The following is a 23,423-nucleotide window of genomic DNA, read 5'->3' as shown; positions in this document are numbered from 1 at the left end:
GTTCATGTTGAACGCCGCGCAGTGTACACAAGGAGTTAAACCATGTTTTTTGCCACCACCGCCCCCGCCAATCTTCGCCGCCAGGCCTATTCGCCTGCGGGCCGTTCGCTGGAGCGTTTCCTGACCGAGACGCAACTGTCCAGCCGTCAGAAATCATGCACCGTGGCGCAGGATGACACGTCTTACACGCTGACATTTGACGTGCCCGGCATTGCCAAGGACCAGTTGAACATCGGTATTGAAGGCAGCATCGTGCGGATTGAAACCAAAGAAGGCGCGACCCGCCAATACAAGCAGGCCTACGAATTGCCGCAAGACATCGATGCGACCAGCAGCGAAGCCAAACTGGAGAACGGTGTGCTGACCCTCAAGCTCGGCAAGCAAGTGCCCGTGAGCCGCGTGACGCAGTTGACCATCAACTGATTTACTATCAATTATGTAGCTATTTGTGCAGATACTACAAGGGCTAGAGGCCTATTTGATATAAATTCAAAGCGTATCCAGCGGCCAGCGCGGTTTGACGTCAAAAGCGTAGACCTCGCTGGCTTTTTGTTGGCCGGACTGCAGACGCATGGCCGCCGCCATGGCGATCATGGCGCCGTTGTCGGTACACAAATGCAGCTCGGGGTAATGCACCCGCACCCGGCGTTTGGCGCACTCGGCGTTGAGTTGCTCGCGCAACATCCGGTTGGCACCCACGCCGCCGGCCACGACCAGCCGCTTCAGGCCCGTTTGAGTCAAGGCGATCAGCGACTTCTTCACCAGCACTTCCACAATCGCCGCTTGCGTCGAGGCGGCCAGATCGGTCAATACTTGGACGGGTAAGGCCTCCACGGCGCTATCCTGCGCGGCGGCCAGCTTCTTGGCCTGCACCATCACCGCCGTTTTCAAACCCGCAAACGAAAAATCAAGATTATTGCTTTTCAGCAAGGGGCGCGGCAGCTTGAACGCTGCCGGGTCACCCTGCTCCGCCAATTTGGAGAGCGCCGGGCCGCCCGGGTAACCCAGGCCCATCAGCTTGGCCGACTTGTCGAAGGCCTCGCCGGCCGCGTCATCTATCGTCTCGCCCAATATCTGATAGCGCCCTACCCCGTCCACCCGCATCAGTTGCGTGTGGCCGCCCGATACCAGCAGGGCCACAAACGGAAACTCAGGCGGGTCGGCACTCAGGAACGGCGACAGCAAATGGCCTTCAAGATGGTGCACGCCCAGCACCGGCTTGCCCAAAGCGGCGCCCAACGCGCACGCCACGCCGGCCCCCACCAGCAAGGCGCCGGCCAGACCCGGGCCGCGGGTGAAAGCCACCACGTCAATATCAGCCAGGTTTTTTCCGGCGGCCGCCAATACCTGCTCGGTTAGCGGCAACACGCGGCGAATATGGTCACGGCTGGCCAGCTCGGGCACCACGCCGCCATAGGCCTGATGCATCTCGATCTGGCTGTACAGGGCATCGGCCAGCAAGACCGGCAATGCCTCGCCCCGCACCTCGACCAGGGCCACGCCCGTTTCGTCACACGAGGACTCAATCCCCAATACTGTCAAGTTTTTCGCCATAAGGACAGAGTTTAGAGGATGGCCCTTCCCAGCCAGGTCAGCACAGCAAATAATGGCTCGATTCTTGCATGGACTTGGAGCATGAATGAAGCCCTGCGAATTGTCGTCGTTGCCCCGGATCTGGCCATAGAGGACCAGAATGATGACTACGCCATCAACCAAGCCGAGCGCTCGCGCAGCCTGCGCATTGGCTTGCTGGAAAACGGCTTCAATTTGGTGGCGGTGCTGCCGGCCGACGTCTTTTTGCACGAGCGCCTGAACCAGCTGCAGCCCGACATGATCATCGTGGATGCGGAAAGCGAGGCGCGTGACGCGCTGGAGCACGTGGTGATGGCGACGCGGGATGCCCGCCGCCCCATCGTCATGTTCACCAATGACAGCGACACCAGCCACGTGAAAGACGCGGTGGCTGCCGGTGTCTCGGCCTACATCGTGGCCGGTCTGTCGGCGGAGCGCATTCGCCCCATTCTGGACGTGGCCATGGCCCGTTTCCAGCATGAACAGGCGCTGCGGCAGGAGCTCGCCGCCACCAAAAGCGAGTTGCAAGACCGCAAAGTCATTGACCGCGCCAAGGGAATGCTGATGCAGCGTCAGGGCCTGAGCGAGCAGGCCGCCTTTGAAAAGATGCGCAAAACCGCCATGGACAAGGGGCTGAAGCTGGGCGACGTCGCGCAGCGCATGCTCGATGTGATGGATTTACTGGGCTGACGTCGCCTGCCCCTCACGCTCCGGCTCAGGCGCCAGCCCCAAGCCGGCCAGATACGCGCCTACGGCCATTTCAGCAACCGGCACCAGCTCAAAGGATTCCGGCGCCAGCAACCAGGTATGGATAAGCCCCACCACCAGCGCGTGCAAACCCTGCGCCGCCATCGAAGGCGACACCCGCAAGGGCTCCGCACGACGCAAAGCCGCCTCTCGCAGGCTGCGCTCCATCTGACCTACGCCTTCAACATAGCATTGGAGGTGGCGCGCCTTGACGGCCAGCAACTCTTCCACGTATTCCACCTTAAGTGTGGCCACCTCAAAAACCCGGCGGGTGCGTTCATCCGTGGCAATTTTTCGCATGGCATCCAGGATGGCGCGTTGCAACTCGTGCAACGGGTCGAACTCGGAATCGTGCCCAATTTGGTGCAGGGAATCCTCCAGCGGCAAAGTGGTGCGTTCCATCATGGCGTTGAACAGATCCGCCTTGTTCTTGAAATGCCAGTAAATCGCGCCCCGGCTCACGCCCGCGGCTTGTGCAATGTCATTCAAGGAGGTACGGGAAACGCCTTTTTCGGCAAACACAAGCTCCGCCGCATCGAGCAGGCGATGACGGGTGACGAGGGCTTCTTCCTTGGTACAGCGAGCCATGACGAACGTCTTTCAGAAAAATGATAGGACTTGAAAGTATTATTATACATTCGTGAATGTATGTATACTGAGGTAAGCCCTCAACCTGTTTAAAGCCTTCCTCTTTATTTAATACCCTGCGGCAGAGACCTGATCTCGGCCCTCTACCCGGAAGTACACCATGTCTCTACCGCATACCCGGCTTGCCATTGCCCCCCCCATCCCCCACCGGTCAGCCTTGCGCGGCCGCCTGGCCCTGACCTCGTTGACTATTGCGGCCCTGCTGGCGGGCTGCGGCCCAAGCAATACCGCACCTGCGGGTCCCGCAGGCGGTATGCCGCCGGCTGAGGTGGGCGTGGTCACTGTCGCCCCCGGCGATATAGGCCTGACCACCGAATTGCCTGGCCGGCTGGAGGCCTCGCGCGTGGCTCAGGTCCGGGCACGGGCCGCCGGCATTCTGCAACAGCGGCTGTTTGTTGAGGGCCGTGACGTGAAAGCCGGTCAGGCTTTGTTTGCAATTGACGCCGGCCCCTACCAGGCTGCTTTTGCCAGCGCCCAGGGCAGCCTGGCCAAAGCCGAGGCCAATCTGATGCAGGCCAGCGCGCAAGTCGAGCGCTACAAACCCCTGGCCGAGGCCAAAGCCATCAGCCAGCAAGAGTACGTGAATGCGCAGGCGGCAGGCAAACAGGCCGAGGCCGATGTCGCCATGGGCAAAGCTGCGGTCCAGACCGCCCGTATCAACCTGAACTACGCCGCCGTCACCGCCCCGATCGCGGGTCGCATCGGCCGTGCCCTGGTGACCGAAGGCGCGCTGGTGGGCCAGGGCGAAGCCACGCCCCTGGCGGTGATCCAGCAGATTGACCCGATGTATGTGAACTTCACCCAATCGGCCGCCGAAGTGATGAAGCTGCGCCGGGCCATGGAAAACGGCCAGCTCAAACGCGCAGGTGGCAGCAACGCAGCCAGCGTGCGCCTGCTGCTGGAAGACGGCAGCGAATACGCGCGCCCCGGCAAACTCCTGTTCTCGGACCTGACGGTGGACGCCACCACCGGCCAGATTACCCTGCGGGCCGAAGTGCCCAACCCCGGCGGCGCCCTGCTGCCCGGCTTGTATGTGCGCGTACGGCTGGAGCAGGCCCAGGCCACCAACGCCATCACCCTCCCGCAGCAGGCGGTGACGCGCTCGCCGCAGGGCGACTCGGTCATGGTGGTCGGGCCCGACGGCAAAGTCGCCCCGCGCCCGGTGAAGGTGGGTGGCCAGCAAGGCAGTCAGTGGGTGATCCTGGACGGCTTAAAGAGTGGCGAGCAGGTGATGGTGGACGGCTTCCAGAAACTGCGCGGCGACGCACCGGTCAAGGGCGTGCCCTGGCAGGCGCCGGGCAGCAAACCTGCCGCCAAGGCCTCCGCCCCTACCGCCGCAGCGCCCATAGCGTCTGCCGCGTCGGCCCCGGCCAGCGCCGCCTCCGGCGCCAGCCGCTAAGGAGCCCACGTCATGGCGAAATTCTTCATTGAGCGGCCCATCTTTGCCTGGGTGATTGCCCTGTTCATCATTGTGATGGGCGCGGTGTCCATCACCCAGCTGCCGATTTCACAATACCCCCCCGTGGCGCCCCCGGCCATCGTGGTGGCAGCAGCCTACCCCGGCGCCTCCGCCAAGACGCTGGAAGACAGCGTGTTGTCTGTGATCGAGCGCGAGATGAACGGCGCCCCCGGCCTCATCTATATGGAGTCGGTGGCACAAGCCGACGGCTCCGGCAACATCACGCTGAGCTTCGAGCCCGGCACCAATCCCGATCTGGCCCAGGTGGACGTGCAAAACCGCCTGGCGCGCGCGACACCGCGCCTGCCATCGGCGGTAACGCAACAGGGCGTGCGCGTCGACAAGTCGCGCGCCAATTTCCTGCTGTTCGCCATCCTGACCTCGGACGATCCGGCGCTGGACCCGATCGGGCTGGGCGACTATGCCGCGCGCAGCGTCATCCCTGAGCTGCAACGCCTGCCCGGCGTCGGGCAGGCCCAGCTGTTTGGCACCGAGCGGGCCATGCGCATCTGGATCGACCCAGCCAAATTGCTGGGTCTCAACCTGTCGGCGGCGGATGTCAGCGCTGCCATCCGCGCGCAAAACGCCCAGGTCTCGGCCGGCGAAATCGGCAGCCTGCCCAACGTGGCCGGCCAGGGCATTGCCGCCACCGTGGTGGTCAACGGCCAGCTCTCCAGCGTCGAGGAATTCGGCAAAGTCGTGTTGCGCGCCAACGCCGACGGCTCCACCGTGCGGCTGAAGGACGTGGCACGCATTGAGCTGGGGGCGCAGGCTTACGCTACCTCGGCCCGCCTGAACGGCAAGCCCTCGACCGGCATTGGCGTCCAGCTGGCGCCCAGCGGCAACGCGCTGGCCACGGCCAAGGCAGTGCGCGCCAAGATGCAGCAGTTGGAACCCTTCTTTCCCAAAGGCATGAGCTGGACGATTCCCTACGACAGCTCGCGTTTTGTGGACATCTCCATCCGGCAAGTGGCGGAGACCCTGGTCGAGGCCGTGGTGCTGGTGTTCCTGGTGATGTTCCTGTTCCTGCAGAACTGGCGCTACACCATCATCCCCACCATCGTCGTGCCGGTGGCGCTGCTGGGCACTTTTGCCACATTGCTGGCGATGGGCTTTTCGATCAATGTGCTGACCATGTTCGGCATGGTGCTGGTGATCGGCATCGTGGTGGACGATGCCATTGTGGTGGTGGAAAACGTCGAACGCATCATGAGCGAGGAAGGCCTGTCGCCGCTGGAAGCGACCCGCAAGGCCATGGGCCAGATCTCGGGCGCCATCATTGGCGTGACCGTGGTGTTGATCTCGGTGTTCGTGCCGCTGGCCTTCTTCAGCGGCTCGGTCGGCAATATTTATCGCCAGTTTTCAGCCGTGATGGGCGTGTCGATCGCGTTCTCGGCGTTTCTCGCGCTGTCACTCACGCCGGCCTTGTGCGCCACGCTGCTCAAGCCGGTGGAAGCTGGTCACCATCACGCCAAGACCGGCTTCTTCGGCTGGTTCAACCGGGGCTTCACGCGCACCGCCAAAGGTTACGAGCGCGGCGTGGCCCGCATGTTGCCGCGCGCCGCCCGCTACCTGCTGATCTACCTGGCCATCATCGCCGCTGTGGCCGTGGTTTACATGCGTCTGCCCACCTCCTTCCTGCCCAACGAAGACCAGGGCACGATGCTGGTGAACGTGCAGCTGCCGCCGGGTGCCACGCAGGAGCGCACGCGCGCCGTGATGGAGCAGGTGGAAGGCTTCATGCTCAAGCAGCCCGAGGTGCAAAGCATCGTCGGCGTGCTGGGCTTCAGCTTCTCCGGCCAGGGCCAGAACGCGGCGCTGGCGTTCGTCACGCTCAAGGACTGGTCGCTGCGCCATGCCGCCGGCAGTTCGGCGCAGGACGTGGCCGGGCGTGCCTTCGGTGCTTTGAGCGGCATACGCGATGCGTTCGTCTTCCCCTTGAGCCCGCCGCCGATTCCTGAACTGGGCGCCTCGTCCGGCTTCAGCTTTCGCCTGCAGGACCGTGCCGGTCTGGGCCGCGAGGCACTGCTGGGCGCGCGCAACCAGTTGCTGGGCATGGCGGGCAAGAGCAAGGTCATCACCCAGGTGCGCCCCGACGGCCTGGAAGACGCGCCGCAATTGCAGCTCGACATCGACCGCGACAAGGCCAGTGCGCTGGGCGTGGGCTATGACGCAATCAACAGCGTGCTGTCCACCGCCTTGGGCTCCAGTTATGTGAACGACTTCCCGAACGCCGGGCGCCTGCAGCGCGTGGTGGTGCAGGCCGATGCGCCGGCGCGCATGCAGCCGGACGACCTGCTCAAGCTCAACGTGCTCAACAGCAAGGCCCAGGCGGTGCCGCTGTCCGCCTTTGCCAGCACGCGCTGGATCAATGGCCCGATGCAGACCGTGCGCTACAACGGCTACCCGTCGATGCGCATCAGCGGCAGCGCCGCACCCGGCTTCAGCACCGGTGCCGCCATGGCCGAGATGGAAAGTCTGGCGGCGCAACTGCCGCAGGGCATGGGCTTTGAGTGGACCGGCCAGTCGCGCGAGGAAAAACTCGCCGGTTCACAGGCCATGATTCTGTATGGCTTCGCCATCCTGTCGGTGTTCCTGTGCCTGGCCGCGCTGTATGAGAGCTGGACCATTCCGCTGTCTGTGGTGCTGGTGGTGCCGCTCGGCGTGCTGGGTGTGTTGCTGGCCACGCTGTTTCGCGGCTACTCGAACGACGTGTATTTTCAGGTCGGCCTGATCACCATCATCGGCCTGTCGGCGAAGAACGCGATTCTGATCATCGAATTCGCCAAGGACCTGCAGGCGCAGGGCAAGAGCGTGATCGAGTCGGCGCTGGCGGCGGCCCATCTGCGCTTTCGCCCCATCGTCATGACCTCGCTGGCCTTCACGCTGGGCGTGCTGCCGCTGGCCATTTCCAGCGGTGCCGGTTCGGCCAGCCAGCGCGCCATCGGCACGGGCGTGATCGGCGGCATCCTGACCGGCACGGCGCTGGCGGTGCTGTTCGTGCCCATCTTCTTTGTGGTGGTGCGCAGCCTCTTCAAAGGCAGTGCCAGACAAAAACAATTTGATGCTTCACACAGCCATCAGACAGGAGTGATTCCCCATGACTAAGACCCTACTTTTTTGGCGTACCCAAATGCCTTTCTCGCGCACATGGCCGGCCCTGGCCACCGCCGCCCTGCTGGCCGGCTGCTCGATGATTCCGACCTACGAGCGCCCGGCCGCGCCGGTGGCCGCGCAGTGGCCCGAGGCCATGAGCACGACGTCCGCCCAGGCCGGCACGCCCGCGGCCGAGCTGGCCTGGCAGGACTTCATCGGCGACGCCTCGCTGCGTGAGCTGATCCGCCTGGCGCTGGCGAACAACCGCGACCTGCGCGAGGCGGTACTCAATATCGAGCAAGTGCGCGCGGCCTACCAGATACGCCGCGCCGACCAGTTCCCGACGCTGAACCTGGCCGCCAGCGGCAACCGCCAGCCCAGTAGCGATGGCAACGGCGGCATCTCCAGTACATACACTGCCGGCCTGGCGATGGCCGCGTGGGAGATCGACTTTTTTGGCCGCGTCGCCAGCCTGAAGGAATCGGCCCTGGCGCAGTACCTGGCGTCTGAGGAAGCGCGCAAGGCGACGCAGACCAGCCTGATCGCCGCCGTGGCCAACACCTGGTTGAGCCTGCAGACCAATGACGAATTGCTGGCCCTGACGCAGCGCACGCTGGCCACGCGCGACGATTCGCTGCGCCTGACCAAGCTGCGCCTGGACAACGGCGCGGCCTCGGTGCTGGACTTCCGCCAGGCCGAATCGCTGACGGCGCAAGCGCGCGCCACCCTGGCGCAGCAGCGACGCCTGCGCGCGCTGGACGTGAACGCGCTCACCCTGCTGGTCGGACAGACGCTGCCGGACGCCCTGATCGCCACCACGGCCGGCGCCGCGGCGCCGGCATTCAGTGATGTACCGGCCGGCCTGCCGTCCGACCTGCTCACGCGCCGCCCGGACATTCGCCGGGCCGAACAGCAACTGATCGCGGCCAATGCCAGCATCGGGGCGGCGCGTGCGGCCTTCTTTCCGCGCATCTCGCTGACCGCCAGCGCCGGCACCGCCAGCGGCGAGCTCTCCGGCTTGTTCAAGAGCGGCTCCTGGGGTTGGACGCTAGCGCCGCAGGCGCTGCTGCCGATCTTTGACGCCGGGCGCAACCAGGCCAACCTGAACTCCAGCAACGTCGGCCGCGACATCGCCGTGGCGCAGTACGAAAAAGCCATCCAGACCGCCTTCCGCGAAGTGGCCGACGCCTTGGCCGGGCGCGCCACGCTGGATGAGCAGGTGCAGGCCCAACAAGTGCAGCTTGAGGCCGAGGCCGACCGTTTCCGCCTCGCCGACCTGCGCTACCGCAACGGCGTTGCCAGCTACCTGGAACTGCTGGACGCGCAGCGCTCGCTGTTTAGCGTGCAGCAGGCCGTGGCGCAAACCCGGCTGTCGTATTTGCAGAACCAGGTCACCTTGTACAAGGCACTGGGGGGCGGTGCCATCGTGGACGATGCGTCTGAAAAATCATCAGTTCAAAAGAAAGAAGTCAAATCATGAATCGTCGTATTTTTAGTCACCTGTTCAGCATGCTTGTCTTGAGCGCATCGAGTCTGTTGGCGCTGCCGGCGAGCGCGGCGGATGAACCTGCGGACGCCTTGATCAAGCGCCTGTTCACCGAGGTGCTGGACAACATCAAGGCCGACAAAGCCATCCAGGGCGGGGACGCATCCCGCATCACGGCACTGGTGGATGCCAAGATCATGCCCAACGTCAACTTCCAGCGCATGACGGCCTCCGCCGTGGGCCCCGCCTGGCGGCAGGCAAGCCCTGAGCAGCAAAAGCGTTTGCAGGAGGAGTTCAAGATCTTGCTGGTGCGCACCTACGCTGGTGCCTTGACCCAGGTCAGCGATCAGACCATTGACGTCAAGCCCTTGCGGGCGGCGCCGGAAGACAAAGAGGCCGTGGTTCGCACCGAGGTCAAAGGCCGGGGCGACCCGGTTCAGCTGGACTACCGGATGGAAAAAACATCCGGCGAAGGGACTGGCTGGAAAATCTACAACCTCAACGTCATGGGTGTGTGGCTGGTGGAAACCTATCGCAGCCAGTTTGCGCAGGAAATCAATAGCAAAGGCATTGACGGCCTGATTGCCAGCCTGGCCACCCGCAACAAGGCCAACGCCAGGAAATCATGAACCAGGCCTCGCGCACCGACACGGCATGCGCCAACTCGGTCCGGGGTTAACCTGAATTGGTGCGTCGCACAACAACAGTGCGCTCGCACCTTACTTGGTATCAAATTGGCCGCCAGCCCTCGTGCAATAAGCGCAGAAAGCTATCATTTTTATAAAATTTTCGCTTTAAAAAAGCTGGCACAGTCATTGCATAGATAACTCCGAGACCCGCAAGGGTTATGCGAAGGTTCTGGTCCAACGGCGGGCTGGGAACTTCGTTACAGGACAAAGGCGTCCCCACAAGCAGGCAGCGGCAAACCCGTCGCGCACCGGCTTCGTGAGGACGCCTTTTTTTGTTTCTTTTTTTAGGAGTTGTGCCATGACCGATCTTCTTAAATCCAGCCTCAGCCGCCGCGCTGTGTTGCAAACTGCCGCTGTCGGCGCCGTTGGCATCAGCCCGGCCCTGCGTTCCGTCGTCTACGCCGCAGGCTCCGACGCGCCAGAAAAAACCGAAGTCAAAATCGGCTTCATCCCGCTGACCGATTGCGCCAGCGTGGTGATGGCCTCGGTGCTGGGCATCGACAAAAAGTACGGCGTCAAGATCATCCCCACCAAGGAAGCCAGCTGGGCCGGCGTGCGCGATAAGCTGGTCACGGGTGAACTCGACTTTGCCCATGTGCTGTACGGCCTGATCTACGGTGTGCACCTCGGCGTGGGCGGCGCCAAGAAAGACATGGCCGTGCTGATGAACCTCAACCACAATGGCCAGGCCATCACCCTGTCCAAGAAGCTGGCCGACAAGGGCGCGGTGGATGGCGCCGGTCTGGCCAAGCTGATGGCGGCAGAGAAGCGTGAATACACTTTTGCCCAGACTTTCCCCACCGGCACGCACGCCATGTGGCTGTACTACTGGATGGCGGCCAACGGCATCGACCCGATGAAGGACGCCAAGGTCATCACCGTGCCGCCGCCCCAAATGGTGGCCAATATGCGCGTCGGCAACATGGACGGCTTTTGCGTGGGTGAGCCTTGGGGCCACCGCGCCATCATCGACGGCATCGGCGTCACCGCCACCACCACGCAGGACATCTGGAAAGACCATCCCGAAAAGGTGCTGGGCACCACCGGCGAGTTCGTCAAGAAATACCCCAACACGGCCCGCGCCGTGACCGCTGCCATCCTGGAAGCCGGTAAGTGGATTGATGCCGGCCTGCAAAACAAAAACAAGATGGCCGAAACCATCGCCGAGAAGTCTTATGTGAACACCAGCGTGGACGCGATCAACCAGCGCATTCTGGGCCGCTACCAAAACGGCATGGGCAAGACCTGGGACGATCCCAACTACATGAAATTTTTCAACGATGGCGCGGTGAACTTCCCGTATCTGTCCGATGGCATGTGGTTCCTGACGCAGCACAAGCGCTGGGGCTTGCTGAAAGAGCATCCCGATTACCTGGCCGTGGCCAAACAGATCAACCAGATCGACATCTACAAGCAGGCGGCCACCGCCAGCAAGACGCCGGTGCCCAAAGACGTGATGCGCAGCTCCAAACTGGTGGACGGCGTCGTGTGGGACGGCAAAGACCCGAAGAAGTACGCAGACGGTTTCAAGATCAAAGCCTAAGGAGCACACCATGGTTAGCGCAGTTTTTCACTCTCCCCTTGAATCACGGGTGGCGCCGGCTGCGCCAGCCGTTGAAAATACTACTAAAACAATAGCTACTAACGTAGACAGCACGCGGGCTAGAGGCCAAAAAAGCATTGAACGCAAGGCCAAGCCTGCGGGTGCCGGCATCGACTGGCGCGGCTTCTGGCTGGCGGTGCTGCCGCCGGTGTTTGGCCTGGCCCTTTTGATTGGCGTATGGGCGCTGGTGTCCATCTCGACCGCCAGCAGCATCCCTTCGCCGACCGAGACCTTCAAACAGGCCGTGGTCATTTTCTCGGACCCGTTTTACCGCAAGGGCCCCAACGACCAGGGCGTGGGCTGGAACATCCTGATGTCGCTGGAGCGCGTGGCCGTGGGCTTCGGTCTGGCGGCAGCGGTGGGCATTCCGGCCGGTTTCATGATCGGGCGCTTCGAGTTTTTGAGCCGCATGTTCAACCCGCTCATCAGCCTGCTGCGCCCGGTGTCGCCGCTGGCCTGGCTGCCGATTGGCTTGCTGGTGTTCAAGGGCGCCAACCCGGCCGCCATCTGGACCATCTTTATCTGCTCGATCTGGCCCATGATTATCAACACGGCGGTGGGCGTGCAGCGCGTGCCGCAGGACTACATGAACGTGGCCCGCGTGCTGAACTTGAGCGAATGGAAGATCGTCACCAAGATCCTGTTCCCCTCGGTGCTGCCCTACATGCTGACGGGTGTACGCCTCGCCGTCGGCACCGCCTGGCTGGTGATCGTGGCGGCCGAGATGCTGACCGGCGGCGTCGGTATCGGCTTCTGGGTGTGGGACGAGTGGAACAACCTGAACGTCAAGAACATCATCATTGCCATTTTCGTCATCGGCATCGTCGGGCTGATTCTGGAATACGCACTGATCAAAATCGCCACCGCATTCACATTCGAAGAGGTCAAATCATGAGCGACTCATTCAGCACCAAATACATCGAAATCTCGGGCGTCGAACAAACCTTCAAGACTAAAAAAGGTCCGTTCTGCGCCCTGCAAAACGTCAACCTGAACGTTGCCAAGGGCGAGTTCGTGACCCTCATCGGGCACTCGGGCTGCGGCAAGTCCACCCTGCTGAATCTGATTGCCGGCTTGACCATGCCCACGCATGGCCACCTCTTGTGTGCCAACCGCGAAATCGCCGGGCCCGGCCCCGAACGTGCCGTGGTGTTCCAGAACCACTCGCTGCTGCCCTGGCTGACCTGCTTCGAGAACGTCTACCTCGGTGTCGAGCGCGTCTTTGGCGCCGCCAACCGCACCACCGGCGCCGCGTCAGAGACCAAAGCCCAGCTCAAGGCCCGCACCGACGCCGTGCTGGCAATGGTGGGCCTGACGTCGGCCGCGCAAAAGCGCCCTGGCGAAATCTCGGGTGGCATGAAGCAGCGCGTGGGTATCGCCCGGGCGCTGGCCATGGAGCCCAAGGTGCTGCTGATGGACGAGCCTTTTGGTGCCCTGGACGCCCTGACTCGCGCCAAGCTGCAGGACGAGCTGCTGGAAATCGTTGCCCGCACCCACAGCACCGTGGTGATGGTGACGCACGACGTGGACGAGGCGGTGCTGCTGTCTGACCGGATCGTGATGATGACCAATGGGCCGGCAGCCACCATCGGTGAAGTGCTGAGTGTGGAGTTGCCGCGTCCGCGCAACCGGGTCGAACTGGCCGACAGCGCGCAATACCTGCAGTACCGCAAAGCCGTGATCGATTTTCTGTACACGCGCCAGGCGCACGTGGAAAAACAGGTGGCCTGATAGCCCATCCGGAGGAAAAGATGTCTGCCGTGCTGTCCGTCAACAACTCACTGGCTACAAAGTCAGCAGCCCCTCGCGGACGTGCAACACGGGCCAGAGGCAGTTTTTCCTTCGGAAAGTACCGCGAAATCATCATCGCGGTCGGTTTCTTCCTGCTGTTTGACCTGGGTGTTCTGGTTCTAAACTTCTACACGTCGTTCCAGATCGCGCAAGACGCCGTCGGCATCAACCTGTCGGGGCGCCAGCGCATGCTGTCGCAGCGCACCGCCAAAGCCATGCTGTCCGTTGAAGCGGCACGCATCCGCAACCAGGCGGTGGACCGGGAACTTGATGAACTGAGGAATGCAGCCACCCTGTTCGACACCACACTCAAAGGATTCCAGAAAGGTGCCACGGTGCCCGGCGGCGACGGCAAACCCGTCCATTTGCAAGCTGCAGAAGGCGCCAAGGCCCTTGATATTCTGAGACAAGCCCAAGCCATCTGGACGCCCTATCAGGAACGACTGACACCCGTTCTTGCCGGTGCCAGCACGGACGCCGAGCTGCAGTCGGCTGGCGACTATGCCCGCGCCAACAACCTCCCGCTGTTGGGCTTGATGAATGAGCTCACCACGGCGCTGGAAGCGGTGGCCTCGGACCGTGCCAACACACTGCGCCAGGTGCAAACCGGCGGCATTGTGCTGGCGTTGCTGAACTTTGCCTTCATCCTGTTCAAGTTCCTGCGCCGGCTGCGCACCTCGGACGCCGCCATTGACGCGGCGAACGACGAAAACCGCGAAATTCTGGTCAGCGTGCGCGAAGGCTTGTTCCTGATGACGCCGGAGTTCACCCTCGGCTCCCAGTTGTCAGACTCCGCGCACAAACTGTTTGGCAAGACCTTGACGCCGGGCGATCGCTTCTTTGACCTGCTGGCGCCCCTGGTTTCGGACAAGGCGCTGGTCGATGCCCGCGACTATGTCGAACTGCTGTTCTCACCGCATGTGAAAGAGGCCCTGGTGCAGGGCATCAACCCCCTGTCGGAAGTCGAGATCGCCGTGAAAAACCGGCTCGGCCAGGAGACCCAACGCCATTTGTCCTTCCATTTCAACCGGGTGCAAGAAGGCGGCACGGTACGCCATTTGCTGGTGACCGTGCAAGACATTTCTGAGCGCGTCGCACTTGAAGAAAAACTGAAAACCGAACGCCTGCGGTCCCAAAAGGAGTTCGCCATGCTGCTGACCGCATTTGACACCGACCCGGCCATGCTGCGGCAGTTCGTCACGCGCGCCGAAAGCAGTTTGCTGGAAATCAATGACTTGCTGCGCAGCACGTCAACAGCGCATGGCGAGCGCGCCATCATCCAGGTGATTGACGAGGCCTTTCGTCGCATCCATGCCCTCAAGGGCGACGCCGCCATGCTGGGCCTGGATACCCTGGCAGCCCAGGCGCACCAGTTCGAGAACGATCTGCAGCGTATCAGGCAATCGGGCGGGGTGACCGGCAATATGGGAGACGCCCTGCTCGCCCTGCCTATGCCGCTGGAGGACCTGCTTGGCAAGATTGCCGCGCTGAAGAGCATCATGGGCCGCAGGCGTGAAGACGGCGCGGCGCGCCCTGCGCAATCCGTCAGCGACGTGCTGACCCAACTAGCCAAGACCGTGGCCACCGACTGTGGCAAACGGGTCGAGGCGACTGTGGACATGGGCAAGCACAGTGATCTTCCGAGCCGCGCAAGAGACCTGGTGCGCGAAATTGCCGTGCAGCTGATTCGCAATGCCGTGGCCCATGGTATCGAAACGACACCCTCCCGGCTGGGCTCAGGCAAGTCGGCCGAAGGCAAAATTGAAGTGACTCTGGTGCGCAGCGAGACCGACTGGTGCTTGAGCGTGCGCGACGACGGGGCGGGCTTGAGCGCGGCCCGCGTCCGACAGCAACTGTTGGACAAAGGCTGGTATACCGCCGACCAGTTGGCGAGTTTCAACGAGCAGCAAATCGTGGCCCATATCTTTAAACCCGGCTTCTCTACCGCTGATGGCACATCGCTGCATGCCGGGCGTGGCGTCGGTCTGGATGTGGTGCAAGCCAATGTCCAACGGTTGGGCGCGCACTTGCTGTTGACGTCCACGCCAGGACAGTTCACCGAGTTCAAGGTCAGGTTTGCCGAATGAAGCCAAGGAGTACAGCATGCGAATGATGGTGGTAGATGACTCCAGCATGATCCGCACCCGCATCTCGCGCATCGTGCAAAGTGGCGGGCTCACCGGCATCGCCCTGGTCGGGCTGGCGCGCAATGGCGCCGAGGCGATCCGCATCGCGCGCGCCACACAACCCGAAGTTGTGACCATGGACCTGACCATGCCCGAAATGGACGGCGTTGAGTGCATTCGCGAACTGATCCGCATGCTGCCAAAAATCAACATTCTCGTGGTGAGCGCCTTGAGTGATAAATCCACGGCCATCGCCGCGTTACGCCAGGGTGCACGGGGCTTTGTGGCCAAGCCTTTCGGCGATGACGAATTGAAGCTGGCCTTGCTCGATGTGATGGAGGCGCGATGACCATGGGCGCACTGGTTGAAGACGAACTCAAGCTGTTTGTAAATTCGGTGCGTCGCTACTTCAGCGTCACCACGTCGCAAGAACCGCAAATCACGTCGGCCTTTTTGGGCACCAGCGATATTGAAGGCCATGACTTCAATGGTCTGGTGTCATTTTCAGGCACCTACGACGGCCACGTCATGGTGTCCATGCCAGGTAAGCTGCTGCGTGAGCTGCTCTTGCTGCAACACGAAACCGATTTGAGTGACGCCAACCTGCTCGATGCGGTGGGAGAAATCGCCAACACGCTGGCTGGCAATGCACGCAAGGCCCTGGGCTCGGGGCTGCAGATCTCGGTGCCAGTCAAAGTGCAAGGCGCGTCGGGCATCAAGGCGCGGGTCCGTCAACACCCCTACGTCATCACCCTGCGCTGGAACCACCAACCGGCACTCATCGTCGTGGACATGGAGCGACGAAGCTAACGAACCCTCCCCCGCGTTTCAACGAAGCGCGGTGACGCACGCAATTTGTGCCGCGCACCAAAAAGACGAAAAGACGGCGGACAGATCAACCCATAAAGGTGCAGTTATCGCACCCCAAGATGGCACAGTTATTGCACCAATTCCGTGAGTCTTTTTTTAATCTTTTGAGGGTTTGCACCATGGCGGGATTCCGCACCTTTCTCAAATCAGGGCATGCACCGACTTTGTTCGCTGCCTTCCTGTACTTCGATTTCTGCTTCGCGGTCTGGGTCTTGAACGGAGCTATGGCGCCGTTCATCAGCGAGACTTTTCAACTGACGGCCGCACAAAAGGGCTTCATGATTTCGGTGCCCATTCTGGCGGGCGCCTTCATGCGCTTTCCACTGGGCATTCTGTCGCAGTACATTGGCCGCAAGAATGCCGCCTTGGTCGAAATGGGCCTGATCATGATGGCGCTGGTCCTTGGCTACTTCTTCATCAGCTCGTACGACCATGTGCTGGCCATGGGCGTGCTGCTGGGCATTGCCGGCGCCAGCTTCGGCGTGGCGCTCTCTTTGGGCTCGGGCTGGTTCCCACCCAAATACAAGGGCCTGGCCATGGGCATTGCGGGCGCCGGTAACTCCGGCACCGTGCTGGCCGTGCTGTTTGCGCCGCCGCTGGCGACCGCCTACGGCTGGCAAACGGTCTATGGCATTGCCGCGTTTTTCATGCTGATCCCGATGGTGGTGATGGTCGTCTTTGCCAAGGAACCACCGGACATTGAGCACCAGACCTTTCGCCAACACATTGCCTGTCTGTTCGAGAAAGACGGCTGGGCATTCAGCCTGATCTACATCATCACCTTTGGCGGCTTCATCGGCCTGGCCAGCTTCCTGCCCACCTATTTTTATGACCAATTCGGTGTCACCAAAGTGCAGGCCGGTCAGCTCACCATGCTCTCCGCCCTGATGGGTTCGGCGGTGCGCGTGGTCGGTGGCTATATATCTGACCGCGTGGGCGGTATCAACACGCTGAGCGGCGTGCTGGTGGTGGTTGCCATTACCCTCGTGCTGTGCGGCCTGTCCGGCGGCTCGCTGGTTCTCACCACGCTGTTCTTCATGCTCTGCTTTGCGGCTCTCGGCGCGGGCAACGGTGCGCTGTTCCAGTTGGTGCCACTGCGCTGGCCGCTGACCACGGCGGTGGCGGGCTCCATGATTGGTGAGATTGGCGCTCTTGGGGGCGGGTTCATTCCCAACGCGATGGGTCTGTCCAAGCAGTACCTGGGCACTTACCTCTGGGGCTTCGTGGCTTTCGCCATCCTGGCCCTGGTCATGCTGGTGATGTTGCGCGTCATGCAAATTCGGTGGACGCGGACTTGGGCTGAGAAAGGTGGGCGCGCTCGGGCTTGATATTCTGGCTGTATTTCCCCCCTATCCCCCCGCCCCTTTCCACCCCGGCGGGGGGAGTGAGCGGGGAAACACTCACTTCGGCAAAAACAACAACCAGTAAATCAGCAATAAATTAAACAGCACAGACACCGCCAGCGCCACCTTCCACAAGGCCGTCGGGTCCCGCTGCATCAGCGGCGTCACTTGCGGCGCGGTCAGGGGGCGCGATGCGCCGCGCTCCAGCGCCAGTAAAAACTCCTCCGCCGTCTCGAACCGGTTGCGCTTGTCGCGCGCCACCGCCTTGAGCACCACATGGTCGAGCCAGATGGGGATCTCGGGGTTGCGCCGGCTCGGGGGCGTGGGGTCGCGGTAGTAGCGGCCCACCTGGTAGGGCAGCACCTCGCCGTAAGGCAATTTCCCGGTCAGCAGTTGGTAGAGCGTGACGCCCAGCGCGAACAGGTCGCTTTGGGCATCGGGCAGCTCGTGCTCATCTTCGTCGGCGCCGACCGTTCCGCCCGTTGCATGGGCCTTGCGCTGGTAGCCCCACTGCTCAGGGTTGACATAGCTGGGTGTGCCCGCATGCAACTGCCGCATGGACTTGGGTTCGCGCCCGCTGAGCGCCACGCCCAGGTCCAGCACCCGCAGCACGCCGTCCTCGCCCTGATGCAGGTTGGCCGGCTTGATGTCGCGGTGAATCACGCTTTGGCGATGCAGGCGCCCCAGTGCCTTGAGCGCCTGCATGGTTCCGCTCACCGCCTGTTGCGGGCTGAACTTGTGTTCGCGCTCCAGCATCTGCTGCCAAGTTTCCCCGCCATGCCAGTCATACAAAAGGTAGAAAGCGGAGTGCACCTGCCCTGTAGGCAACTGTTCATGAATTCTGACCAGGTTATCCGCCGCCCGCGAAGACTGCATGTGCTTGGCCAGCCAGGCCTCGTGCGCCAGCATGGCGCGTTCGTCCTGGTCGTGGGCGCGGGCCGGGTTCAAGGTCTTCAACGCATAGAGAGTTTGCGTCCTGGGATCCCGGACCTGGTACAGCACATTGATGCCGTTGTCAGCAACCGGTGCCGTCACCATCAGGCCATCGATGCTGTCGCCCACCTTCAGGCGCGGCGGGATCGGTAACGCCAGCGCGCTGCGATTGACGTCCTGAAGCGTGGCTTCCAGCAAACCCAGCACGCGCACCACCAGTGCCGTCACGTTGTCGCTGCTGCCGTTTTCCAGGGCCGCCTCCACCAGCTTCTGGCTGGCTTCCTGCGCGCTGGGAAGTCCGGCAAAGTCACGCAAATGGCGATCGCGCACTTTGCCGTGCACACCATCGGTCAGCAACACAAACACATCCCCGACGTGCAGATCACCCTGCCTGTAGTCCACGATCAGATGGTCTTCGGAGCCGACCGCGCGCAACAACTGGTGCTGGAAATCCGGGTGGTTCACCACATGGTCGTGCGTGAGCTGGATGGTTTCGCCGTCACGCAGCAGGTAGCAGCGCGAATCGCCCACATGGGCCAAGGTGTAGGTCTGACCGCGCAGCACCAGTGCGGTCAGGGTGGTCAGCCCCAGGATCGGATGGCGGCGGCGGTTGATGCCCGCCAGCCAGGCATTTTGCGCCGCGATGATGCGATCCAGCGCCACCGTGGTGTCCCAGGTTTCGGGCGTTCCGTAGTAATCGCGCACCAGGCTGGTGACCGTGGTCTGGGCCGCCTCTTTGCCCATGCCGCCGGTGCTGACGCCGTCGGCAATCGCCACGATGGAGCCCATGTCCTCCTGCCCCGTCTGGGGCAGCATGGCCGCGCAGAAGTCTTCGTTGATGTCTTTGCGGCCAGCCTGTGAGGCAAAGCCAATGTCTATTTCAAATGTCATGCACCAAGACACGCAAGATCAATGCCCAACATTGGTGCATTGCAGCAAAACACGGTCAACCGACCAGCATTTGCATGCTGCGTTCGTAATACCCGGACAGTTGCTCAAACACCTCCAGCAGGGTTTCGCTGGCGCTCGCCACGGTCTCCTGACCGGCAGGGTGCCGGGCATCGGTGGCGCCAGCCAGCATGTGCCGCCAGCCCACGGCGGCAGCATCCAGCGCGGCGCGGATGTCGGGCGTACTCAGGGGAATATTGTTGAGATAACTCAAGCCTTGCTCGAACTCCGCCCTGGATTCGGCCATGCCAACCTCGCTACGCGTCTTCGCGGCGGCGTCACCCAATACGCCAAGCAAGGCGTATTTGGCAAAGCGCTGGGACAACATGCGCTGTCGGCCCGCCATATTCAGCACGTGCAAGGGCGCCACGGAACCGGCATTTTCCAGACTGCCGGTCAGGCGCTCCGCCTCCAGCAGCAGCAGTTCGGCCAGCTCGTCGATATGCCCCATCTGGTCGGCCCGGGGTGCCCCTTGCAAGGCCTGCTTCAGGCGCGTCCAGGTGATCAGGACCTGCCCCAGCAAGTCGCCAAAAGTGGGCTTGGAAAGATTTTTACCCAATAGTGCCAGATTGCCCTCGATGCGCTGCAGGGAGTCTTTCAGGCGCTCTTTATCCTGGGCCACCTGCACGCCGGCGAGCTGCAGCAGATACAACTTGATCAGGCGCTGCGACAACATGCGCAACTGCCCGGCGCGGTTCACCGATTCGGCAAAACGGGCCGAATGGATGATGTGCTGCGACACCTGGCCCAGACGCTGGTTGCTGTGCATGGAGGCGGTGCGCAGGATCTGGAAGGCATCATCGTCCGACATCTGGCGCGCCCGCATCAGGATGCCTTTGGCCCGGTCCACCATCTTGCGCTCCTCGAAGCGGCTGGAGACGTCCAGCAATTCATCTTGCAGCGCCTGCTCACGCCGGAAACGGGCCAGCGCCAGGTGGACCAGCGGACGCAGACGGTTGGCACCATAACCGTTGATCTCATAGGCGTGGATGCCGGACTCGGTGGCGCGCACGATGTTGTCGGCATCACTGTCGCTGGTGAACACGATAACCGGGCGTGGCGAAGTCTCGTAAATAACCTGCGTGGCCTTGAACAGCGTCTCGTCCGGCAGCGGGTCATCGCAAATCACCACATCTGGTGCATGGCGCACCACCTCCCGCACCAACTTGCTGCGGTCATCGACCACGCAAACAACCTGGATGCCTGCGGCTTCGAGGTCTGGCACCAGCAGTGCCGAGCCTTTCGTGCCGTTCAAATGGACCAACGCGCTTGTCATAAATACCAATATACCAATGAGATGAAGGAGGAACAGGGTGTACCACATGCAAGTCGCGCACCAGGCCGACGGGTGCGACGGCAGACGCATAAACCGCGCTCCCGACACATGGCACAAGTTTTGCATGACACAGGGCGGACGTAACGAAGCGTCCGACCCGGGCCAAAGCGCCGCGAGTTCTGCGCACAACGCCGTGCGTAACGTATTTGAGAGGTTGCACCTGGTGTGCCTCACACCGGCTCTACAGCCGTGGTATCTGTTTTTCCAAGCCCCGAATTGGGTGCGCAGGCACCGCATGTGCCGCCACGGCATGGGGCTTGCACGCAAACAAGCGAATCAAATCTGGAGTAGCGCGATGAAGAAATCTAAATTGGTGATGGTCGGCAATGGCATGGCGGGTGTTCGCACCATTGAGGAACTGCTCAAGGTCTCGCCCGAGCTCTATGACATCACGGTGTTCGGCGCCGAGCCGCACCCCAACTACAACCGCATTCTGCTGTCACCCGTGCTGGCGGGCGAGCAAACCATCGACGAGATCGTGCTCAACTCGTGGGACTGGTATACGGACAACCACATTACCCTGCACGCCGGCTGGAAGGTCACCGAGGTGGACCGCATTCGCCGTGTGGTGCATGCCGAAAACGCGTCCGGTGAAAAAATCAGCGCCGAATACGACCGCCTGCTGATGTGCACCGGCTCCAACCCCTTCATCCTGCCCATCCCCGGCAAGGATCTGGAAGGCGTGATTGCCTACCGCGACATTGCGGACACCAACGCCATGATTGACGCCGCCGTCAAATACAAGAATGCCGTCGTCATCGGCGGAGGCCTGCTGGGGCTGGAAGCGGCCAATGGCCTGATGCTGCGCGGCATGAACGTCAGCGTGGTGCATGTGATGCCGACCCTGATGGAGCGCCAGCTCGACAGCGTGGCGGGCAAGCTGCTGCAAAAGTCCCTCGAAGACCGGGGCCTGAAATTCCTGATGGGCGCGCAAACGCAAGACCTGGTGGGCGGCGGTGGAGACGACGGCAAGCGCGTCACCGCCATTCGTTTCAAGGACGGCACGCAGGTGCCCGCTGACCTGGTGGTGATGGCGGTGGGCATTCGCCCCAACACGACACTGGCCGAGTCCATGCGCCTGCATTGCAACAAGGGCATTGTGGTCAGCGACACCATGCAGACCATCACCGACGCGCGCATCTATTCGGTGGGCGAATGCGCGGCGCACCGCGGCATTGCCTACGGCCTGGTGGCCCCGCTGTTCGAGCAGGCCAAGGTCGCGGCCAATCATCTGGCCCAGTTCGGCATTGGCCGCTATGTCGGCTCGCTCACTTCCACCAAGCTCAAGGTCACGGGTATTGACCTGTTCAGCGCCGGCGAATTCATGGGCGGCGACGGCACCGAAGAAATCGTGATGAGCGACCCCTTTGGCGGTGTCTACAAAAAACTGGTGCTCAAGGACGGCAAGCTGGTGGGCGCCTGCCTGTATGGCGACACGGTGGACGGCAGCTACTACTTCAAGCTCCTGCGCGACGGCCGCAGCGTGGCCGACATCCGCGACAAGCTGATGTTTGGTGAATCCAACATCGGCGACACCGGCCACGAGGGCCACAACAAGGCCGCTTCCATGCCCGATGACGCCGAAGTCTGCGGTTGCAACGGCGTCAAGAAAGGCACCATCTGCAAGGCCATCAAGGAAAAAGGCCTGTTCACGCTGGACGAGGTGCGCAAGCACACCAAGGCCAGCGCGTCGTGCGGCTCCTGCACCGGCCTGGTCGAGCAGATTTTGATGTTCACCGCCGGTGGCGACTACTCGGCCACGCCGAAGACGAAAGCCATGTGCGCCTGTACCGACCACGGCCATCAGGCGGTGCGCGAGGCGATTGTGGCCAACAAGCTGCTGACCATCGCCAGTGTCTACCAATTCATGGAGTGGAAGACGCCCAATGGTTGCGCGTCTTGCCGCCCGGCGATCAACTACTACCTGATCAGCAGCTGGCCCAAGGAGGCCAAGGACGATCCGCAAAGCCGCTTCATCAACGAGCGCAGCCACGCCAACATCCAGAAGGACGGCACCTACTCCGTCATTCCCCGCATGTGGGGCGGCGAGACCACGGCCAGTGAGCTGCGCCGCATCGCCGATGCGGTCGACAAATACAAGATTCCTACCGTCAAGGTCACCGGTGGCCAGCGCATCGATTTGCTGGGCGTGAAGAAAGAAGACCTGGCCAACGTCTGGAAAGACATCGGCATGCCCAGCGGCCACGCTTACGCCAAGGCCCTGCGCACGGTCAAGACCTGCGTCGGCTCGGAGTGGTGCCGCATGGGCACCCAAGACTCGACGCAAATGGGCAAGGACCTGGAGCGTGCCATGTGGCGCATGTACGCCCCGCACAAGGTCAAGTTTGCGGTGAGCGGCTGCCCGCGCAACTGCGCCGAGGCGGGCATCAAGGACGTCGGCATCATCGGCGTGGACAGCGGCTGGGAGATGTACATCGCCGGCAATGGCGGTATCAAGACCGAGGTGGCGCACTTCTTCGTCAAGCTGAAAACAGCGGAAGAAGTGCTGGAGTACACCGGCGCTTTTTGCGAGCTTTATCGTCAGGAAGGCTGGTACCTGGAGCGTACCGTGCACTACGTTTCGCGCGTGGGCTTGGACTATGTCAAGAAAAAGATACTCGACGATGCAGCCGGCCGAAAAGCCCTGTGGGAGCGCCTACAGTTCGCGCTGGACGGTGAGCCTGATCCCTGGTTTGACTTCAAGGAGGCTGCCGTCGATACCCGGCAGTTCGACGCCATCGGGACGTGAACTGCCTCACACCCCCATGGAGAGCTT

The 23,423-nt window shown here is 62.2% G+C and carries 18 protein-coding genes; 14 read left to right on the top strand and 4 right to left on the bottom strand.

Annotation, left to right across the window (positions count from 1 at the left end):
* Positions 1-42 precede the first annotated feature (42 nt).
* On the top strand, positions 43-423 hold the full coding sequence (locus C5P05_RS32725) for an Hsp20/alpha crystallin family protein (protein WP_114974029.1): 381 nt from the start codon (positions 43-45) through the stop codon (positions 421-423).
* Positions 424-489: 66 nt separating this feature from the next.
* On the opposite strand, the gene tsaD is transcribed toward C5P05_RS32725, so the two are convergent.
* On the bottom strand, positions 490-1,542 hold the full coding sequence (tsaD, locus tag C5P05_RS32720) for a tRNA (adenosine(37)-N6)-threonylcarbamoyltransferase complex transferase subunit TsaD (protein ID WP_198674934.1): 1,053 nt from the start codon (positions 1,540-1,542) through the stop codon (positions 490-492).
* A gap of 93 nt (positions 1,543-1,635) precedes the next feature.
* Between tsaD and C5P05_RS32715 the strand changes: the two genes are divergently transcribed.
* A complete protein-coding gene (locus tag C5P05_RS32715) occupies positions 1,636-2,262 on the top strand; it encodes an ANTAR domain-containing response regulator (protein ID WP_114974027.1) in 627 nt (208 codons plus the stop codon).
* Here the strand turns inward: C5P05_RS32715 and C5P05_RS32710 are convergent.
* On the bottom strand, positions 2,251-2,907 hold the full coding sequence (locus C5P05_RS32710) for a TetR family transcriptional regulator (RefSeq protein ID WP_114974026.1): 657 nt from the start codon (positions 2,905-2,907) through the stop codon (positions 2,251-2,253). The two genes, C5P05_RS32715 and C5P05_RS32710, sit on opposite strands and share 12 nt — an antisense overlap.
* Positions 2,908-3,067: 160 nt before the next feature.
* On the opposite strand from C5P05_RS32710, the gene C5P05_RS32705 reads away from it, so the two are divergent.
* The 11 genes from C5P05_RS32705 (at position 3,068) to C5P05_RS32655 (ending at position 17,415) form a co-directional block, all read left to right on the top strand.
* Positions 3,068-4,366, top strand: a complete 1,299-nt coding sequence (locus tag C5P05_RS32705; protein WP_114974025.1) for an efflux RND transporter periplasmic adaptor subunit — start codon at positions 3,068-3,070, stop codon at positions 4,364-4,366.
* A 12-nt stretch (positions 4,367-4,378) separates the two neighbouring features.
* Positions 4,379-7,534 carry an efflux RND transporter permease subunit gene (locus tag C5P05_RS32700; RefSeq protein ID WP_114974024.1) on the top strand — a complete coding sequence of 1,052 codons (3,156 nt, stop codon included), beginning with the start codon at positions 4,379-4,381 and terminating at the stop codon, positions 7,532-7,534.
* Positions 7,527-9,002 carry an efflux transporter outer membrane subunit gene (locus C5P05_RS32695; protein ID WP_269813977.1) on the top strand — a complete coding sequence of 492 codons (1,476 nt, stop codon included), beginning with the start codon at positions 7,527-7,529 and terminating at the stop codon, positions 9,000-9,002. Before C5P05_RS32700 ends, C5P05_RS32695 begins: the two co-directional genes overlap by 8 nt.
* The gene (locus C5P05_RS32690) at positions 8,999-9,637 is read left to right on the top strand and encodes an MlaC/ttg2D family ABC transporter substrate-binding protein (RefSeq protein ID WP_114974022.1); all 639 of its coding nucleotides are present in this window, start codon (positions 8,999-9,001) and stop codon (positions 9,635-9,637) included. The genes C5P05_RS32695 and C5P05_RS32690 overlap by 4 nt, the downstream gene beginning before the upstream one ends.
* 358 nt (positions 9,638-9,995) lie before the next feature.
* A complete protein-coding gene (locus tag C5P05_RS32685) occupies positions 9,996-11,240 on the top strand; it encodes a CmpA/NrtA family ABC transporter substrate-binding protein (RefSeq protein ID WP_114974021.1) in 1,245 nt (414 codons plus the stop codon).
* 10 nt (positions 11,241-11,250) lie between these two features.
* On the top strand, positions 11,251-12,195 hold the full coding sequence (gene ntrB / locus C5P05_RS32680) for a nitrate ABC transporter permease (RefSeq protein WP_114974020.1): 945 nt from the start codon (positions 11,251-11,253) through the stop codon (positions 12,193-12,195).
* Positions 12,192-13,031, top strand: a complete 840-nt coding sequence (locus tag C5P05_RS32675; protein WP_114974019.1) for an ABC transporter ATP-binding protein — start codon at positions 12,192-12,194, stop codon at positions 13,029-13,031. The genes ntrB and C5P05_RS32675 overlap by 4 nt, the downstream gene beginning before the upstream one ends.
* 20 nt (positions 13,032-13,051) lie before the next feature.
* Positions 13,052-15,178 (top strand): ATP-binding protein, encoded by a 2,127-nt coding sequence (locus C5P05_RS32670; RefSeq protein WP_114974018.1) that lies wholly within the window; start codon positions 13,052-13,054, stop codon positions 15,176-15,178.
* Between the two features lie 22 nt (positions 15,179-15,200).
* On the top strand, positions 15,201-15,566 hold the full coding sequence (locus tag C5P05_RS32665) for a response regulator transcription factor (RefSeq protein ID WP_232834752.1): 366 nt from the start codon (positions 15,201-15,203) through the stop codon (positions 15,564-15,566).
* Positions 15,567-15,568: 2 nt separating this feature from the next.
* Complete coding sequence (locus C5P05_RS32660) at positions 15,569-16,027, top strand: chemotaxis protein CheX (RefSeq protein ID WP_114974206.1); 459 nt, start codon at positions 15,569-15,571, stop codon at positions 16,025-16,027.
* Between the two features lie 179 nt (positions 16,028-16,206).
* The gene (locus C5P05_RS32655) at positions 16,207-17,415 is read left to right on the top strand and encodes a nitrate/nitrite transporter (protein WP_114974017.1); all 1,209 of its coding nucleotides are present in this window, start codon (positions 16,207-16,209) and stop codon (positions 17,413-17,415) included.
* Positions 17,416-17,487: 72 nt separating this feature from the next.
* Here the strand turns inward: C5P05_RS32655 and C5P05_RS32650 are convergent, their stop codons facing one another.
* Both C5P05_RS32650 and C5P05_RS32645 read right to left on the bottom strand, forming a co-directional pair.
* Complete coding sequence (locus C5P05_RS32650; RefSeq protein ID WP_114974016.1) at positions 17,488-19,254, bottom strand: bifunctional protein-serine/threonine kinase/phosphatase; 1,767 nt, start codon at positions 19,252-19,254, stop codon at positions 17,488-17,490.
* Between the two features lie 55 nt (positions 19,255-19,309).
* Positions 19,310-20,587: a type IV pili methyl-accepting chemotaxis transducer N-terminal domain-containing protein gene (locus C5P05_RS32645; RefSeq protein ID WP_114974205.1), complete on the bottom strand. Its 1,278-nt coding sequence runs from the start codon at positions 20,585-20,587 to the stop codon at positions 19,310-19,312.
* A gap of 355 nt (positions 20,588-20,942) precedes the next feature.
* Between C5P05_RS32645 and nirB the strand changes: the two genes are divergently transcribed.
* A complete protein-coding gene (gene nirB / locus C5P05_RS32640; protein WP_114974015.1) occupies positions 20,943-23,396 on the top strand; it encodes a nitrite reductase large subunit NirB in 2,454 nt (817 codons plus the stop codon).
* Positions 23,397-23,423 lie beyond the last annotated feature (27 nt).

It is taken from the genome of Rhodoferax ferrireducens (assembly GCF_003347515.1).
In the GTDB taxonomy this organism is placed as follows: Bacteria; Pseudomonadota; Gammaproteobacteria; order Burkholderiales; family Burkholderiaceae_C; genus Rhodoferax.
This window is presented reverse-complemented; position numbering and strand designations above follow the sequence as displayed.

Bases quoted from the DNA above. Each gene is read 5' to 3' on its own strand.
- C5P05_RS32710 (WP_114974026.1), bottom strand. From the start codon at position 2,907: ATGGCTCGCTGTACCAAGGAAGAAGCCCTCGTCACCCGTCATCGCCTG.
- C5P05_RS32695 (WP_269813977.1), top strand. From the start codon at position 7,527: ATGACTAAGACCCTACTTTTTTGGCGTACCCAAATGCCTTTCTCGCGC.
- C5P05_RS32675 (WP_114974019.1), top strand. From the start codon at position 12,192: ATGAGCGACTCATTCAGCACCAAATACATCGAAATCTCGGGCGTCGAA.
- C5P05_RS32715 (WP_114974027.1), top strand. From the start codon at position 1,636: ATGAATGAAGCCCTGCGAATTGTCGTCGTTGCCCCGGATCTGGCCATA.
- nirB (WP_114974015.1), top strand. From the start codon at position 20,943: ATGAAGAAATCTAAATTGGTGATGGTCGGCAATGGCATGGCGGGTGTT.
- C5P05_RS32655 (WP_114974017.1), top strand. From the start codon at position 16,207: ATGGCGGGATTCCGCACCTTTCTCAAATCAGGGCATGCACCGACTTTG.
- C5P05_RS32690 (WP_114974022.1), top strand. From the start codon at position 8,999: ATGAATCGTCGTATTTTTAGTCACCTGTTCAGCATGCTTGTCTTGAGC.
- C5P05_RS32645 (WP_114974205.1), bottom strand. From the start codon at position 20,587: ATGACAAGCGCGTTGGTCCATTTGAACGGCACGAAAGGCTCGGCACTG.
- ntrB (WP_114974020.1), top strand. From the start codon at position 11,251: ATGGTTAGCGCAGTTTTTCACTCTCCCCTTGAATCACGGGTGGCGCCG.
- C5P05_RS32700 (WP_114974024.1), top strand. From the start codon at position 4,379: ATGGCGAAATTCTTCATTGAGCGGCCCATCTTTGCCTGGGTGATTGCC.
- C5P05_RS32725 (WP_114974029.1), top strand. From the start codon at position 43: ATGTTTTTTGCCACCACCGCCCCCGCCAATCTTCGCCGCCAGGCCTAT.
- C5P05_RS32665 (WP_232834752.1), top strand. From the start codon at position 15,201: ATGATGGTGGTAGATGACTCCAGCATGATCCGCACCCGCATCTCGCGC.
- C5P05_RS32705 (WP_114974025.1), top strand. From the start codon at position 3,068: ATGTCTCTACCGCATACCCGGCTTGCCATTGCCCCCCCCATCCCCCAC.
- C5P05_RS32650 (WP_114974016.1), bottom strand. From the start codon at position 19,254: ATGACATTTGAAATAGACATTGGCTTTGCCTCACAGGCTGGCCGCAAA.
- C5P05_RS32660 (WP_114974206.1), top strand. From the start codon at position 15,569: ATGGGCGCACTGGTTGAAGACGAACTCAAGCTGTTTGTAAATTCGGTG.
- C5P05_RS32670 (WP_114974018.1), top strand. From the start codon at position 13,052: ATGTCTGCCGTGCTGTCCGTCAACAACTCACTGGCTACAAAGTCAGCA.
- C5P05_RS32685 (WP_114974021.1), top strand. From the start codon at position 9,996: ATGACCGATCTTCTTAAATCCAGCCTCAGCCGCCGCGCTGTGTTGCAA.